This window comes from Burkholderia gladioli, from assembly GCF_000959725.1.
GTDB classification, from domain to species: domain Bacteria; phylum Pseudomonadota; class Gammaproteobacteria; order Burkholderiales; family Burkholderiaceae; genus Burkholderia; species Burkholderia gladioli.
In genome coordinates, this window is sequence record NZ_CP009322.1 from 154775 (window position 1) to 170466 (window position 15692).

At 67.7% G+C, this 15692-nt stretch carries 11 protein-coding genes; 7 read left to right on the forward strand and 4 right to left on the reverse strand.

Annotation, left to right across the window (positions count from 1 at the left end; translation table 11 throughout):
- Positions 1–14 precede the first annotated feature (14 nt).
- Genes BM43_RS02040 through BM43_RS02050 form a run of 3 tightly spaced genes read right to left on the reverse strand, consistent with a single transcriptional unit; the run spans position 15 to position 4542 of the window.
- Positions 15–1277 carry an ABC transporter substrate-binding protein gene (locus BM43_RS02040; RefSeq protein ID WP_036054244.1) on the reverse strand — a complete coding sequence of 421 codons (1263 nt, stop codon included), beginning with the start codon at positions 1275–1277 and terminating at the stop codon, positions 15–17.
- 48 nt (positions 1278–1325) lie between these two features.
- A complete protein-coding gene (locus BM43_RS02045; RefSeq protein ID WP_036054242.1) occupies positions 1326–3332 on the reverse strand; it encodes a beta-galactosidase in 2007 nt (668 codons plus the stop codon).
- 37 nt (positions 3333–3369) lie between these two features.
- A complete protein-coding gene (locus tag BM43_RS02050) occupies positions 3370–4542 on the reverse strand; it encodes an ABC transporter ATP-binding protein (RefSeq protein ID WP_036054238.1) in 1173 nt (390 codons plus the stop codon).
- 174 nt (positions 4543–4716) lie between these two features.
- Between BM43_RS02050 and BM43_RS02055 the strand changes: the two genes are divergently transcribed.
- The 7 genes from BM43_RS02055 (at position 4717) to BM43_RS02085 (ending at position 14579) form a co-directional block, all read left to right on the forward strand.
- On the forward strand, positions 4717–5760 hold the full coding sequence (locus BM43_RS02055; protein ID WP_036054237.1) for a LacI family DNA-binding transcriptional regulator: 1044 nt from the start codon (positions 4717–4719) through the stop codon (positions 5758–5760).
- A 344-nt stretch (positions 5761–6104) separates the two neighbouring features.
- Entirely contained in the window at positions 6105–7193 is a 1089-nt protein-coding gene (locus BM43_RS02060) for an HlyD family secretion protein (RefSeq protein ID WP_017917962.1), read from the forward strand.
- A complete protein-coding gene (locus BM43_RS02065; RefSeq protein WP_036040373.1) occupies positions 7190–8761 on the forward strand; it encodes a DHA2 family efflux MFS transporter permease subunit in 1572 nt (523 codons plus the stop codon). The genes BM43_RS02060 and BM43_RS02065 overlap by 4 nt, the downstream gene beginning before the upstream one ends.
- A gap of 1 nt (position 8762) precedes the next feature.
- Positions 8763–10334, forward strand: a complete 1572-nt coding sequence (locus BM43_RS02070) for an efflux transporter outer membrane subunit (protein ID WP_063769137.1) — start codon at positions 8763–8765, stop codon at positions 10332–10334.
- Positions 10335–10436: 102 nt separating this feature from the next.
- Positions 10437–11033, forward strand: coding sequence for a TetR/AcrR family transcriptional regulator (locus tag BM43_RS02075; RefSeq protein WP_017917958.1), 597 nt, complete (start codon positions 10437–10439; stop codon positions 11031–11033).
- Between the two features lie 243 nt (positions 11034–11276).
- Entirely contained in the window at positions 11277–13034 is a 1758-nt protein-coding gene (locus BM43_RS02080) for a hypothetical protein (protein WP_144417616.1), read from the forward strand.
- A gap of 153 nt (positions 13035–13187) precedes the next feature.
- Entirely contained in the window at positions 13188–14579 is a 1392-nt protein-coding gene (locus BM43_RS02085) for a hypothetical protein (protein ID WP_144417617.1), read from the forward strand.
- A gap of 24 nt (positions 14580–14603) precedes the next feature.
- Here the strand turns inward: BM43_RS02085 and BM43_RS02090 are convergent, their stop codons facing one another.
- A complete protein-coding gene (locus BM43_RS02090) occupies positions 14604–15488 on the reverse strand; it encodes a MurR/RpiR family transcriptional regulator (protein WP_036054231.1) in 885 nt (294 codons plus the stop codon).
- Positions 15489–15692 lie beyond the last annotated feature (204 nt).

A 15692-nucleotide genomic window follows, 5' to 3' on the forward strand; every position in this document is an offset into this window, starting at 1 on the left:
CCGCCGCTTCCGGCTTACTTCCTGTAGATGCGCTGGCGGGCGGCTTCGAGTTGCGCGAGCACCGCGTCGAGCCGGCTCGGGTCGGCCAGGAACTGCTGCATGCCCTTCATGCCCTCGTCGGCCATCTCCTTGGTCATGTCGCGATCGTAGAACTGCGCGAGGCCGCCCTTGGTGCCGGCCAGCATGCGGAACGCGATCTGCGAGATCGGCTCGTCCGGCGCCGGCGACTGGCTGTTCGCCGACAGCGAGCCGAGCCCCTTGGCGAGCTGCGCGCCCACGGCAGGCGTCTCGACGAAGGCGAGGAAGGCGCGCGCCTCGGCCTTGTTCTTCGCCTTGGCGGGAATGTGCAGCGATTCGACCGGCGCATCCTCGGCGGTCGGCACGTTCGGGTCCATGATGGGGAAGCGGAAGAAGCCGATGTCCTGCCGCGCGGCCGGCGTGAAGCCGCCGGTGATGAAGGTGCCCATCAGCATCATCGCGGCCTTGCCCTGGAACAGGAAGGGCTGGGCCGCGTCGAGATCGTAGGACAGCGCGTTGTCGATGAAGTAGCCGGCGTCGATCAACTGCTTCCAGGCGGCATAGACCTTCTTCACGCGCGCGTCGGTATAAGCGACCTCGCCCGCCATCAACTGCTGGTGGAAGGCATTGCCGTTCAGGCGCAGGTCCAGGTAGTCGAACCAGCCCGCGAGCGTCCAGGCATCGCGCCCGCCCACCGCGATCGGCGCGACGCCGGCCGCCTTCAGCTTCTTGCAGGCATCGAGGAATTCGGCCCAGTTGCCCGGCTCGCCGGCGATGCCGGCCTTCTTGAAGGCGCTGCGGCTGTAGAACATGCCCCAGCCGTAGTAGACGGTCGGCGCCGCGTAGGGCTTGCCCTGGTAGGAGGAGGCTTCCTTGGTGGAGGCGTACATGCTGTCCCAGTGGTTCTTCTGCCAGTCCTGGGAGAGATCCTCGAACAGCCCGCGCTTGGCGTAGTAGGCCATGCGCTCGCCGTCATGCCAGTTGACGATGTCGGGCGGCGCGGTCATCAGCCAGTTCGGCAACTGCACCTTGTAGGCCTCCTCGTCGACGAAGGACAGCTTGACCTCGGTGCCGGGATGCGCCTTGCGGAACGCGTCGATCACCTCGCTCCAAACCGCGCGCTGGCTCGCGCCCTTGAAGGCGATATTGACGTTCAGCGTATCGGCCTGCGCGAGCGGCGCGCCGAGGCCGGCGAGCAAGGCGGCGAGCGCGACGTACCTGGCGAGGCCGCGGCGCGTGCGTGACTGATGGATCTGCATCTGCTGTCTCCTTGTCTGGACTGCGTTTTATGGTGTCTCGGTCCTGGCTTATTGCGTGGCGTCGTGCTCGGGCGAGCGATAGGCGGCGACGCCGGCCGCCTCGATGTGCCGCGTGCCGATCACGATCGCCGCATCGGGGATGGCTGCATCGAGCGTGTGGGCACCGGGGCCGTAGTTGAAGACCCAGGTGAGCTTGCCGCGCCGGCTGACGCGCACCGCGTCGCCGAGCGCGACCGGCTCGAGGCCGGCTTCGCGGGCGATGCGGGCGAACAGCGCGGCCGTGGTGGCCTCGTCGAACAGGCTCGCGAGATAGTGCAGCGAGCCGTGGCGCAGCCAGGCCGGGTGGCCGTCCTCGAAGCGCGCGCGAATTTCGGTGGCGGCGTGCCCGGCCTCGACCAGGTCGCGCCAGTGATGCGCCTCGCCCCGGTGCGCGGCCTCGTGTTCGGTCGCGGCGAGTTGTACCGGCTCGGCCAGGTTCGGCCGCAGCGATTCCACGCGCCACACGCGGATCGGCAGGATCGAGGCCAGCGGGCCGGGCGGCAATTCGGCGGGAATCCGCAGCTCGGCCGTCTTCGAGCCGCTGCGCGGGCCCAGCACCACCTGCGCGCCGCTGGCGGCCAGCCGCGCGGCGAAGTCGTCGGGCAGGATCGGCAGCGGCGGCACCACCACCAGGCGGTAGCCGTCGAGCGGCGCGTCGGCCGGCACGATGTCGACGTCGAGGCCGAGCGAGCGCAGCGCCGAGTAGTACTCGACGGCGAAGCGCGGATAGTGGAAGTCGGCGCCTTGCGGGTGGATCTCGAACAGCCATTTCGCGGTGTAGTCGAACACCAGCGCGACGCGGGCGCGTATCGGGCCGCTCGCGTCGGCGTCGCGATCGGCCCGCAGCGCGCGCAGTTCCTCGGCGACGACGGCGGCTTCCTTGCCGCCGAGATCGAGCCGGTTGTCCGGCGTGTTCAGCCCGGCATGCATCTGCTCCTGCGCGAACGGCGCCTGGCGCCAGCGGAAGTAGGACACGCAGCCGGCGCCGTGCGCGAAGGCTTCCCAGCTCCACAGGCGCACCATGCCCGGCAGCGGCGAGGGGTTCCATTGCGCCCAGTTGACCGGCCCCGGCTGCTGCTCCATCACCCAGAACGGCAGCTTCGACATGCCGCGGTAGAGATCGTGGTTGAAGCTGGCGAAATCGGGATGCCCGGTGCGCAGGTAGCGCGCCTTCACCGCCGGCGCGTACCACTGCTCCTCGAGCGCGCCGAGCGGGTAGCTGTCCCAGGCGGCGATGTCGAGATCGGCCGCCACCGGGTAGTGGTCGAACTCGGTGAACAGTTGCATGAAGTTGTGCGCGATCGGCCGTCCCGGCGAATGCGCGCGGATCAGCTCGACCTGCATGCGGTTGTAGCGGCGCACCTCGTCCGAGGCGAAGCGGCGGTAGTCGAGCCGATGCGAGGGATGCGCCTCGGTGACGGTGCCGACCGGCGCGTCGATCTCCTCGAAGCCACGATACTCCATGCTCCAGAACACCGTGCCCCAGGCCGCGTTGAGCGCGCCGATGTTGCCGTAGCGCGTGCGCAGCCAGTCGCGGAAACGCGCCAGCGCGGCCGGCGAGTAGCTGAGCACCGTGTGGTGGCAGCCGTATTCGTTGTCGGTCTGCCAGTAGGCGACGGCCGGATGTTCGCCGTAGCGCCGCGCGACCGCCTCGCAGATGCGTCGTGAGGCTTCGAGATAAACGGGCGAGGAGAAATCGTAGTGGCGCCGCGAGCCGAACTGGCGCGGCCGGCCGTCGGCGCCGATCGCGAGGATCTCGGGATGAAGGTCGATCAGCCATTTCGGCGGCGTCGCGGTGGGCGTGCACATCACCACCTGCAGGCCCGCCGCGCCGAGCGTGTCGATCGCGCGATCGAGCCAGCCCCAGTCGTATTCGCCGGGCGTGGGCTCGATCCGGCTCCAGGCGAATTCGGCGATGCGCACGCGCTCGATGCCGAGCGCCTTCATGCGCGCGGCGTCGTCGCGCCAGAGGGCTTCGGGCCAGTGCTCGGGGTAGTAGCAGACGCCAAGATGCATCGGGGGTTCCTCGTGCGGGTACGTTCGTCAGGTCAGGTCAGGTCAGGGAGGGCAGGGCGGCGGCCTGCGCCGCGCGTGGCGCGATCGCGAAACCGTCGGCGCCGAACAGGTGGCAGGACATGGCGGGTGCGTGCAGGCTGAGGGTGTCGCCGCGCGCCACGCGCAGGCCGCCGGGCGCCTTCGCGATCAGCGTCGCGCCGGGCTGGTCGAGATGCACGTAGCTGTGTTCGCCGAGCGCCTCGACTAGCGTCACGCGGCGCGTCAGCGTCACGGCGGCGGCGGTGGCTTGCGCGCCGTCGTCGCTCGCGGCGAGCACCAGGTGCTCGGGGCGGATGCCGAAGCACACCTCGTCGCCGGGCCGCAGGCGGCTCGGGTCGACCGGCAGCCGCGCGCTTTCCTGGCCGCCCTCGAGCCGGATCGTGACGCCGTGCTCGTCGGCTGCCAGCACCTTCGCCTCGATGAAGTTCATGCGCGGCGAGCCGATGAAGCCGGCCACGAAGCGGCTGGCCGGGCGATGGTAGAGCTCCAGCGGCGCGCCGACCTGGGCGATGCTGCCGTGGCGCTCGGTATCGGCGCCGCTGTGCAGCAGCACGATACGATCGGCCAGCGTCATCGCCTCCACCTGGTCGTGCGTGACGTAGACCACGCTGGCCTCGCCGAACTGGCGATGCAGGCGGCCGATCTCGATGCGGGTCTGGCCGCGCAGCGTCGCGTCGAGGTTCGACAGCGGCTCGTCGAACAGGAACACGCCCGGCTCGCGCACGATCGCGCGGCCGATCGCGACGCGCTGGCGCTGGCCGCCGGAAAGTGCCTTGGGATGGCGCTCGAGCAGGGCGTCGAGCTGCAGGATGCGGGAGGCCTCGCGGACCTTGCGGTCGATCTCGGCCTTGGGCGTCTTCGCCAGGCGCAGGCCGAACGCGATGTTCTCGTAGACCGTCATGTGCGGGAACAGCGCGTAGCCCTGGAACACCATCGCCACGCCGCGCTGCGCGGCGGGCACGTCGTTGACGCGGCGCCCGCCGATCGACAGCTCGCCGCCGCTGACGTCCTCCAGCCCGGCGATCATGCGCAGCAAGGTGGACTTGCCGCAGCCCGAGGGCCCGAGGAACACGCAGAACTCGTGCGCGCCGATTTCCAGGTCGACGTCGCGGATCACCGGCGCCGCGTCGCCATAGGCCTTCCATACATCCTGCAAAACGATGCTGGCCATTCCCGCGTCTCCATGATTTAATTGCGCTCGAAGTGCGATTAAGCGCTTAACCACTCAGCTTCGAAAAAACGATCGTCGAGGCGATCGTCGTTTCCAGGCTCGGGTTGTTCATCGATCATCTAGCGCGATGCGCCAACTGGCAACTATTTTTCCGCTGTCCCAGATATTGACCTCATGCCGACCCTGATCGACGTGGCCCGCGCCGCGGGCGTGACACCCGCCACCGTTTCCAACGTGCTGCGCAATCGCGGCCGGGTGGGCGCGAAGACGCGCGAGCGCGTGCTGGCCGCGATCGAGGCGCTGGGCTACCGGCCGCACCTGGCGGCGCGCGCCTTGGCGGAAGGGCGCGCGCCGACCATCGCGCTGATGGTGTCGAGCATCGCCAACCCCTTCTATCCCGAGTTCGCGCTGGCCGTCGAAAGCGCGCTGCGGCGCAGCGGCCGTTTCCTGATCATCTGCAATACCGAGGGCGATCCCGATACCGGCCGCGCCTATCTCGACCAGATCGCCGGCACCTTGTCCGAAGGCGTGCTGGTGATGAACGCGAACCTGCGTTTCGAGGACCTGCACGCCACCGAGGCACGCGGCGCGGCGGTGGTGCTGTGCATGTGGGAGCGGCCTGATGCGCCGCCGGGGCTGCCCTGCGTGGCGGTCGATTTCCGGCGCGCCGGCGAGCTGGCGGCCAATCACCTGCTCTCGCTCGGGCATCGCCGGATCGGCGCGATCGTCGGCAGCAAGGCCTGGGGCATCCACACGGCGCGCTACGAGGGCTTCGTGGCCGCACTCGACGCGGCGGGCCTCGACGGCGCGGCGGCGCCGATGGTCTACGCGCCCGATACGATGCAGGGCGGCCAGGCCGCCGCGCGCGAACTGCTCGACGCGCATCCCGACCTGAGCGCGCTGTTCACCACCAACGATCTGCCTGCGCTGGGCGCGATCCGCGCGGCGGCCGATGCCGGCATCGCCGTGCCGGCCGAGTTGTCGATCGTCGGCATCACCGATATCCAGCTCGCCAGCGAATTCCGGCCGGCGCTGACCACCGTGACGGTGCCCACCGTCGAGGCGGCCGAGCAGGCGGTGGCCTTGCTCGACGAGTTGATCGCCGCGCGCGACGGCAGCGATTCCGGCCAAGGCGCCGCGCCGCGCATGTCCGTGAGTTCCGAGCCGCGCCTGGTGGTGCGCGATTCGACCGGGCCGGCGCGTCCGATGCGCGACTAGCGCGGGCGCTCGTTGCGTCCGCAACGAGCCGTTTCCGTTCCGTTTCCCGTCATGGCTTGCGCCGCCCATTGCCGGCGGCGGTAATCCTCCGACGATTTCCCTTCTTCCGTCCGACCTTTGTGCGTCGCATCGAGACGCTTGCTCATTGAATGATGTTCGTCATATCATGTTGCATGATGGTCGTCATACTATGGTGATGCGCGGCGCCCGTGAGCCCCGCCCGGCAAGGCGCCGGGGCGTACACGGGCGCCGCGCGCGCATCCGGCCGCTCCCCGTCAGCCAGGGCCGGGCACCCCGCAGCGGTGGCCCGACCTGCCAGGCCCCCCCGATTACAGGAGTCAAGCATGCAAGACAACAACGCCGCCGCAGGCGATGCCGCGGCAGGGCGCGATGCACCCCGCAAACGACGGATCATTCCTTTCGTCATCCTGACGGTCGTGGTGATCGGGGCGGTGGGTTACGGCATCTACTGGTGGTTGAGCGGACGTTTCTACGAGTCGACCGACGATGCCTATGTCGGCGGCAATGTCACGGTGATATCGCCGCGCGTCTCGGGCTACGTGGCGCGCGTGCTGGTGGCCGACAACGCGCTGGTCCATGCCGGGCAGCCGCTGATCGAGCTCGATCCGGCCGATTTCACGGCGCGCCTCGATGCGGCGCAGGCCGAGGTCGACGCGGCCAAGGCGGCGCTCACGCGCCTCGACGCGCAGCACCAACTGGTGGAGGCCGACATCGCGCAAGCCCAGGCGCAGGCCGATGTCGACACCGCCTCGCTGCAGTTCGCCAATCGCGACGCCGAGCGCTACAGCAATCTCGCCGAATCGCATTCGGGCACGCAGCAGGATTCGCAGCGCGCGCAAACCTCGCTCGACCAGGCTCGCGCCCGCGTGCGCGCCTCGGCGGCGGCGGTCAACGCGCAGCGCCGCCAGTTGACGGTGATCGAGGCGCAGAAGGTCGAGGCGCAGGCGCGCGTGGAGCAGGCGCAAGCCTCGATGCGCAATGCCAGGCTCGATAACGGCTACACCACGCTCTACGCGCCGGTCGACGGCTACGTCGGCAATCGCTCCGCGCATCCCGGCACCTACGTGGCGGCCGGCACGCAGTTGATGTCGCTGGTGCCCGCCAAGGGCCTGTGGATCGACGCGAACTTCAAGGAAGACCAGATCCGTCACATGCGCATGGGCCAGGCCGTCGAGATCGAGGCCGACGTCGACTCGGGCCTGAAGATCGAAGGGCACGTGGAGAGCCTGGCGCCCGCCACCGGCTCGGTGTTCAGCGTGATCCCCGCGCAGAACGCCACCGGCAACTTCACCAAGATCGTGCAGCGCGTGCCGGTGCGTATCGCGCTCGATCCGGCCGTCGCCTCGGTCGGCGCGCTGCGTGCCGGATTGTCGGTGGTCGCCACCGTCGATACCCGATCGGTCGCGCGATGAGCACGCCCGCCCAGGGAGCCGCGAGCGCCCATCCCCCCGTGCTGCCGTTCGCGGTGATGTGCATCGGCATGTTCGTCGCGCTGCTCGACATCCAGGTGGTGGCCGCCTCGCTGCAGGACATCGGCGGCGGCCTGTCGGCCGGCCAGGACCAGATCGGCTGGCTGCAGACCGCCTACCTGATCGCCGAGATCATCACGATTCCGCTGTCGGGCTGGCTCACGCGCGTGTTCTCCACGCGCTGGCTGTTCGTGGCCTCGGCGATCGGCTTCACGATCGCCAGCATGCTGTGCGGGCTGGCCTGGAGCATCGGCAGCATGATCCTGTTCCGCGCGTTGCAGGGCATGCTCGGCGCGTCGATGATCCCCACCGTGTTCACCTCGTCCTTCCACTACTTCCAGGGCAAGCGCCGGCAGATGTCGGCCGCGGTGATCGGCACCATCGCGGCGGTGGCGCCGGCGCTCGGGCCGGTGATCGGCGGCTGGATCACCGACACGATGTCGTGGCGCTGGATCTTCTACATCAACGTGATACCGGGCCTCCTGGTCGCGCTCGGGGTGGCGACCATGGTGCGCATCGACGAGCCGGACCTCTCGCTGCTCAAGGATGCCGACTATCCCGGCATCGTGCTGATGGCGGTGTTCCTCGGCTTCCTCGAGTACGTGCTGGAGGAGGGCTCGCGCTGGAACTGGTTCGACGATGCCGACATTCGCCACTCGGCCTGGATCTCCGGCATCGCCGGCGTGTTGTTCGTGTGGCGCAGCCTGGTATATGCGCATCCGGTGGTGGACCTGCGCGCCTTCGGCAACCGCAACTTCACGATCGGCTGCATCCTGTCCTTCATCACCGGCATCGGCATCTTCAGCACCATCTACCTGCTGCCGCTGTTCCTCGGCTACGTGCGCGGCCTGTCGGCGCTGCAGACCGGCGCGATCGTCTGCGCCACCGGGCTGGGCGGCTTCCTCGGCGTACCGGCCTACATGTCGCTCGCCAACCGGGTCGACACGCGCTACCTGATGATGTTCGGTCTCGCCATGTTCGGCCTGTCGATGCTGAGCTTCGCGCAGATCACGCACGAATGGGGCGGCGACCAGTTGTTCTGGCCGCAGATCATCCGCGGCCTGCCGCAGGTGTTCGCGGTCGCGCCGGCCGTCACGCTCGGGCTCGGCAGCCTGCCGATGTCGCGCGTGAAGTATGCGAGCGGGCTGTTCAACATGATGCGCAACCTGGGCGGCGCGGTCGGCATCGCGATCTGCGGGGCGATCCTCAACAACCGCACGAACTTCCACTTCGAGCGCATCGCCAGCGCGCTGACGAGCAGCAATGCCGCCATGCAATCGCTGCTCGACGGCTCGCGGGCGAGCTTCGGGCAGGCCTTCGGCGACACCGCGCACGCGGCCTCGGCCACGCTGCTGCAACTGCGCGCGCTGGCGTTCCGCGAGGCCTCGACGATGGCCTACGCCGATGCGTTCCTGGTGATCGGCGCGGCCTTCGCGCTGGCCGTCCTGCTGGCCCCGATGCTGCGCAAGGTAGGTGCGCCGCCGCCCCCGAGCCGCGACTCCGGACACTGACATGGATGCGAACAAGATGGTTTCGATGAATACCGAGCGGCGCCTGCCATGGCGCGCGCTCGCGCCGGCCGCGCTGGCGAGCCTGCTGCTGGCGGGCTGCATGGTCGGCCCCGACTATCACCGGCCCGAGCTGGCGATGGCCGACCACTATCATTCGGGCGCCGCGCTCGGCCAGCTCGCGAGCGACGGCAATACCGACCTGGCCCGCTGGTGGCGCGGCTTCGACGATCCGGTGCTGACGCGCATCGTCGAGCGCGTGCTGGCGCAGAACCTCGACCTCGAGGCTGCCCAGGCGCGCGTGATCCAGGCGCGCGCGGCGGCGGGGCAGGCCGCGACCGGCTGGCTGCCGCAAGGCAGCCTGGACGGCAGCGTCACCGAGCAGCGCCAGTCGCTGGTGAGCCCGTTCGGCACCGTGGCGAGCCAGTTCCCCGGCTACAAGCGCAACATCACGGTCGAGCAGATCGACGTGGGCGCGAGCTGGGAGCTCGATCTGGCGGGCGGCCTGCATCGCCAGGCCGAGGCGCTGCGCGACGAGGCCGACGCGGCCGAAGCCTCGCGCATGGGCACGCGCGTCTCGGTGGTGGCCGAGGCCGCCGACGCCTACTTCCAGCTGCGCAGCGCGCAGGCCGCGATCGTGCTGTTGCGCGAGCAGATCGATACCGACCAGGCCTATGTGCGCGTGATGGACGACCGGGTCCACCAGGGCGTCGCGCTCGATCGCGAGCGCGACGACGCCGAGGCCACGCTCGCGCAGGATCGCGCGCTGCTGCCGGGGCTGCGCACGCTGGCCGAGCGCCAGCGCAACCGGCTCGACGTGCTGATGGGCGACGCGCCCGGCACCAACGCGGCCGCGATCGGCGATACGCCGCCCGACATGTGGGTTTCGCCGGGGCTACCTGCCGACCTGCGCCCGGCCGACCTGTTGCGGCGGCGGCCCGACGTGATTTCGGCCGAGCGCAAGCTGGCCTCGTCGACGGCCGGCATCGGCGCGGCGCTCTCGCAGTATTACCCGGATATTTCCCTGTCCGGGCTGCTCGGCTTCGATCGCATGAACAACGGCAGCCTGTTTACCGCGCGTGCCTTCGAACCCACCGCGCTGGCCGGGCTGCACTGGCGCCTGTTCGATTTCGGCCGCGTCGATGCCGAGGTCACGCAGGCCAAGGGCGCGCGCGCCGAGGCCTTCGCGCGCTACCGGCAATCGGTGCTGCGCGCCAGCGAGGACGTCGAGAACGCGCTGGTGGCGCTGGCCGAGGCCGGCGAGAACACCGATCAGTGGCGCGCGGCGGTGAGCGCGAACAGCCGCGCCGAGCAGTCGGCGCAGCGCAGTTACCAGCAGGGCGCGGCCGCCGAGGGCGACCTGCTGCTGCGCCGGCGCAGCCTGCTGGAAGCGCGCCGCGCCTGGGTGCTGGCCAGCGGCGATCGCGCGCGCGCCACGGTGGCGGCCTATCGCGCGTTGGGCGGCGGCTGGGCGCCGGAAGCGCCGCGGGATTCGCACGAGGCGGCGCTGGCGAGCAATGCATCGGCATCGACGCAGCCGGTAGCGGGGACGCCGCACGCGAACGCGACGCCGTAAGGGCCGCGCGCCCGCTGCCCGGCCTCGCGCCCTGCGAATGGGGGCGGGTCGCGGCAGGGGCCGGCATGGTATGTTGTAGCGTTATTTGGCGAGGTGAGACGGATGCGATACAGCCCCGAGCACAAACAGGAAAGCCGCAATCGCGTGCTGGCGGCGGCGGCGCGCGCGATCCGCGAACAGGGTCCGGACAACGTCAGCGTGGCCGCCGTGATGGCCGAGGCGGGGCTCACGCATGGCGGGTTCTACGCGCATTTCGCATCGAAGGGCGCGCTGATCGTGGCGGCCATCGACTTCATGTTCGACGAGACCGCCGCGCGCCTGGACAAGCGCATGAACGGCAAGCCGCCGCGCGAGGCGCTGCTCGCCTATATCGACCACTACCTGTCGGCCACGCATTGCGCCGCGCGCAACACGGGTTGCCCGATCGCGGCGCTCGGCTCGGATATCCCGCGCCTCGACGACGAGACGCGCGCGGCCTTCGCGCGCGGCATGGAGCGGCAGCACCAGCGCATCGCGGCGCAATTGCAGTTGCTCGGTTACGAGGATGCCGATTCGATGGCGCGCTCGATGCGCTCGGAGATGTTCGGCGCGCTGCTCAGCGCGCGGCTGGTGGGCGGCGAGGCGCGCGAGGAGATTCTGGAGACTTCGCGGCGCGTGTTGTTGAAGCGGTTTCATCTTGAAACCGAAGCGGTGGAGTGAGTCGGGAGTGGATCGGGGCGCGCCGCGACGAGCAACGGCTCGCCTGTTCCTTCAGATGCGCTATTGAGGTCTGAATATTCTCCGCGTCGAATTTCCATTGTCGACGCCCACGTGATATCCCTTGTCGGTTTTTCTTTCGCATAAGAATATATGCGGCCAGCCCTGCCGGGACGCGTGAGAGACGTTCGTTTCAGCGGGCTGCCTTTATGAACCTGCAGGAAATAAAAAATCTCGAGTGTGGGGGTGGGCGTGATCTCGATAGTGTCGAAACCTCGGCATTCGCCGATGGGCGTGATTGCACGAGTATCGATCGCGCTGCTGTTCATCGTGGGCATTGCAACCAGCGCCCGGGCTCAGCAGATGGATTTCGGTGGCATGTACGGCATGGGCGGAACGCCGCCGGGTACCTATTTCAACAACCCGGCCACCCATGCGCCGTCGTGCCCGGGGGGCTATACCGCTTATCAGGTGCTCGGCACGTCCAACGTGGACTGGCCAGCCTTCTGGTGCGGGCGTCCGCATGTCAGCGGTGTCGATCCGCTATTCGATTTTGGCGGAACCTACGCTTATTCATCGAGCACGGCCCAGGGTGCCGTGCCATGGAAAGGCTATAACGCCTACGTCAATCCGTTCACTCATACGGATACCTGTCCACCGGGATATTCGAGCAGCCAGGTTCTGGGCACACCGAACGTCGACAACACGCTGTACTTTTGCTATCGGCCCCATCAGGCAAGTGGCCCGTCGATGACATTCGGCGGCATGACGGGAGACGGGCTGCCGCCTTATCCGAATCCGGCCACCGGCACCAGCTACACCTGTCCCCAGGGTTATGTGCGATACAGCGCCTACGGAACGCCTGGCGTCGATTATGCGATCTTCTACTGCGGAATCGCGGTCGATGCGTCGTCCGTCAAGGCCGGCGATGGCTCGCTTGGCATTGGCGAGCCATTCGTATCGAACACCATTGTCAACAACTGGGGACTGCAGGATCAGATCAATGGCATCCTCTCGCTCCGTCCGCGTGTCGTCAGGATGTGGATGTTGAATTGGCAGGAATTCAGCGGCATATCGGCCGGTGTCGTTCAGCCGAATCCCGCCAACCTGGCGCTTTACCAGCAATCCGTCGATCAACTGGTGCGGGCCGGTGTGACCGTGGTGGGAATGGACAACTCCTATCCATCCTGGATGACCGGCTCCAGCACGACGGCCGATTCGGCGAGCATTCCGTGCCCGGGCAGCGGTGCACCCTACACGACATTTCTCGCCAACTGGCAGGCTACCTGGAAGGCACAAGCGCTGGCATTTCCCGGCATCGCCCAATGGGAAATCGGAAACGAGCTCAACGGCGCAAGGACGCTGTTGCCGATCCAGACCGGCGCCGGTTCGTGTGGCAAGACAACGTTCAATTATGCCGATCGCCTCAGGATTTCCCTCGATCTCATGTACTGGGGAGATCGCGGCGTCAAAGCTGGTAATCCGGGCGCAACGGTGTACATGCCGGCCGCGGCGCCTGTCACGGCGGATGACATTGCCTCGAACGATCCGAGCCTGAATGGAATCGCAAGGTATCTGGGCGACATCTACCGGGCCATCGCCGCGAATGGCGCTCTGTCGACGAACAAGCGTGATTATTTCGACGGGGCGAACTGGCATCCCTACATCGCCCAGGACGCCACCATGAGCACCTGGGTTGCCACCAACCAGGCGGTGCACGATGTCCTGGCAATCAATGGGGACGGCGGCATTCCGGTCCTGCTGTCGGAGGACGGCTATACCACGCCCAACACGTCGGCTTCACAGCAAGCCATGCTCGACACGATCAATCTCACGCAGACGAACCTGCCCTGGGTCCGGTACCTGATCTGGTTCAGGGCGTTCGCCAACAGCCCGGATCCGGAATACGCCATCCTGCTTGGATTCCCGTTCCAGCAAACCTTGTCGTCCCAGGTGTTTTGCCAATTCACCGGATGCAGCAATCTCCCGTATCGGCAGTATTGACAGGGGAGCAGGCATCACGCCACGAGACCCGAGCGGCGGATGTCCCGCGCCGCGAACCTCGTCGATAATCGCTCGTAGTCCAATTACAAAATCTCACCGCTAGGGCCGCAAGATGCAAGGGCGAAAATGGATGGGGGCTGACTGCTGGCAGCGATGCTTGCGTGGCTGCCAGCAGCATGGGCTACGCCCACCGACGTGTCGGCTGGTTCTTTTGTCTTCCTCAGCCCGGAAACCGCCTGCGCAGCGAACGCGCAGAACTGCATCACCACCAACGCCGCGGCGGCGGGGGCGGCGGTCGATGCGCTGGTCCAGGCCGGTGGCGCATTCTTCCTGCTGCCGTCCCTGGACCGGTTCGATCCGCAGATGCTCGAATCCGCCATCGCGTCCCGCCACAAGACATTCCTCAGCTTCGAGGAATGGGCCTCCCAGGCGGCGCGATCGTCCGGCAAGTTCGATTGCGCGTCCTATACGGCAAACCGCATCGTCCCGTTCCTGTTGCCCTTGAAGGCTGCCTATCCCGACGCGTTCTACGGCTTCAATCTTGCCGACGAGCCCGGCAGTTCGGTTCATGCGGACCTGGGACAGTTGCGCGCCTGCCTGAAGCAGCAACCCCAATTCGCGTCGATGAAGATCTTCGTCAACCTGGGGCCGGCCAATGCGAATTCGGCGGCCCTGAACGATTACCGCTCGCCCAAGGCAGATATCCTGTCTCCGGCCGAGTACGGGGTGGACTGCAGCAGCAATACCATTGCCAACCGCAGCCTGACCAACATGGTGATTGCCAATTACGGCACCTATGTCCGTTCGGCCATCAACAACATCGGGCCGGACATCCTGGCGTTCGACAATTATCCGTTTACGCCTACTTTCGATACCTGCTCCGCGGCGCGCGAATTGATCACCAGCGAGAACATGAGCAATATCGCCGGCATCGCGCGTACCGCCGGCATTGCCTCGGTCGCCTACCTCCAGAACATGCGCACGCCGCCCGGCGTCACCCCGGTGAGATTCGACAGCGCGGGGTTCCACGCGCTGCGCTGGTACTCGGCCTGGTTCTTCACGTTCGGCGGGCAGGGTTTCGCGAACTTCCTCAGTCATGACGCGTCGGCGAGCGTCGCGGGAATCCCGATGCAGGGCATGCTCTCGATCGACAACACGCCGCGCGATCTGCTCAACGAGCAGCAGTCCACCTTCGGGATGAACAGCCAGGTCCAGGCGAACCTCCAGGGATATCCGTTCCAGGATTTCGTCGCGCCCTGGTTGGGTGTCAACACCGGCACCGTGGTCGGCTGGCTGCCCTCGACGGATCTGATGGCGGGCGAATATGGCACGCCGGCCGGCGGCCGCGTGATGCTCTTCATCGCAAGCCGGCCGATCACGGGCACCGTCGGCACGACGCTCGGGCTCAATCAATGGTGGGCGAAGATCGAGCAGCTCGATTTCAATACCGGCACGTGGAAGGTGGTGGGCACCAGCACCAATGCCATCACGGTGTCGCTGGGCGATTTCCCGGGCGCGCTCTATCGTCTATCGAGCCAGCCCTGAACGAAGGGCGGACCTCGGTCCGCCTCACCCCTCCCGCCGATTCCCATGCTCGTCCCGCTCCCGCGCGGGCGGCATGTGCAACAAGGCCTCGACCCGCTCCATTCTCTGCCGGGCCAGCTCCGGCTGCCGGCTCACCATGCTGATCACCAGCATCTCGCAGAGCGCGAGCGCCGGCACCGAACTCTCCAGCACCTCGTAAGGCCGCCCGTGCACGCGCAGCACCACCTCGGCGAAGGCGCCGATCGGCGACATCCATTCGTCGGTCAGCAGCAGGATCCGCGCGCCCTGCCGATGCGCGGTGGCGGCGAACTCGATCACCGATTCCTGGTAGCGGCGGAAGTCGAGCAGCAACAGCAGGTCGCCGGGCCCGATGTCGGCGAGGATGCCCCACGACGAGGCCAGGTCGGGCTGGATCAGCGCCACGTTCGGCCGCGTGTAGGCGAGCGAATAGGCCAGCGAGGACGCCAGGAACGACGAATAGCGCCCGCCGCCGCAATGCACGCGCAGGCGCTCGTCCGACAGCAGCGCGACCGCGCGCCCGAAGGCGGCCTCGTCGAAATGCGCCTTGGTGTCCTGCAGCGAGTCGGTCAGCCGGTCGAGCATCGAAGCCGGCGTCGGCTCGCCGCTCAACTCCGAGCGCGGCATGTCCATCCGGCTCAGCGGTGAATTCATGGCCGCGTCGATCTCCGCGTGCAGCGCCTGCTGGAAGGCCGAATAACTGTCGAAGCCGAGCTTGAGCGCGAAGCGGAACACGGTGGGCGCGCTCACGCCGGCCACCTCGGCCACCTCGGCGATCGGCAGCAGCCCGAGGCTCGGGTAGCGCTCGAGCAGCGCCGCGGCGATCCGGTGCTCGGAGGCGGTGAAATCGGGCGGGGCCGACAGCAGGGTGGTGCGGATCGTCTTGCTCATGGTGCCGGGGTTTCGCTTGCCGCCTATATGGATGGAGAGGAGAGAGCCTGTAACGGACATTACATCCTGCCCGCGAGGAAAAGGCGAAGCAAGGGCGTCGAGCGCGGGTATACACCGGGATTTTGTCCACATATTGCACATGCTACGATCGCCGTCATTCCGATATGTACCGAACGTTACATCCATCGGCAAGGCGGGCAGGCG

What these genes read in the sequence shown, in the direction of transcription:
- BM43_RS02040 (WP_036054244.1), bottom strand. Translation starts at nt 1,277, where the DNA reads ATGCAGATCCATCAGTCACGCACGCGCCGCGGCCTCGCCAGGTACGTC.
- BM43_RS02045 (WP_036054242.1), bottom strand. Translation starts at nt 3,332, where the DNA reads ATGCATCTTGGCGTCTGCTACTACCCCGAGCACTGGCCCGAAGCCCTC.
- BM43_RS02090 (WP_036054231.1), bottom strand. Translation starts at nt 15,488, where the DNA reads ATGAGCAAGACGATCCGCACCACCCTGCTGTCGGCCCCGCCCGATTTC.
- BM43_RS02050 (WP_036054238.1), bottom strand. Translation starts at nt 4,542, where the DNA reads ATGGCCAGCATCGTTTTGCAGGATGTATGGAAGGCCTATGGCGACGCG.
- BM43_RS02070 (WP_063769137.1), top strand. Translation starts at nt 8,763, where the DNA reads ATGGATGCGAACAAGATGGTTTCGATGAATACCGAGCGGCGCCTGCCA.
- BM43_RS02055 (WP_036054237.1), top strand. Translation starts at nt 4,717, where the DNA reads ATGCCGACCCTGATCGACGTGGCCCGCGCCGCGGGCGTGACACCCGCC.
- BM43_RS02060 (WP_017917962.1), top strand. Translation starts at nt 6,105, where the DNA reads ATGCAAGACAACAACGCCGCCGCAGGCGATGCCGCGGCAGGGCGCGAT.
- BM43_RS02075 (WP_017917958.1), top strand. Translation starts at nt 10,437, where the DNA reads ATGCGATACAGCCCCGAGCACAAACAGGAAAGCCGCAATCGCGTGCTG.
- BM43_RS02065 (WP_036040373.1), top strand. Translation starts at nt 7,190, where the DNA reads ATGAGCACGCCCGCCCAGGGAGCCGCGAGCGCCCATCCCCCCGTGCTG.
- BM43_RS02085 (WP_144417617.1), top strand. Translation starts at nt 13,188, where the DNA reads ATGCTTGCGTGGCTGCCAGCAGCATGGGCTACGCCCACCGACGTGTCG.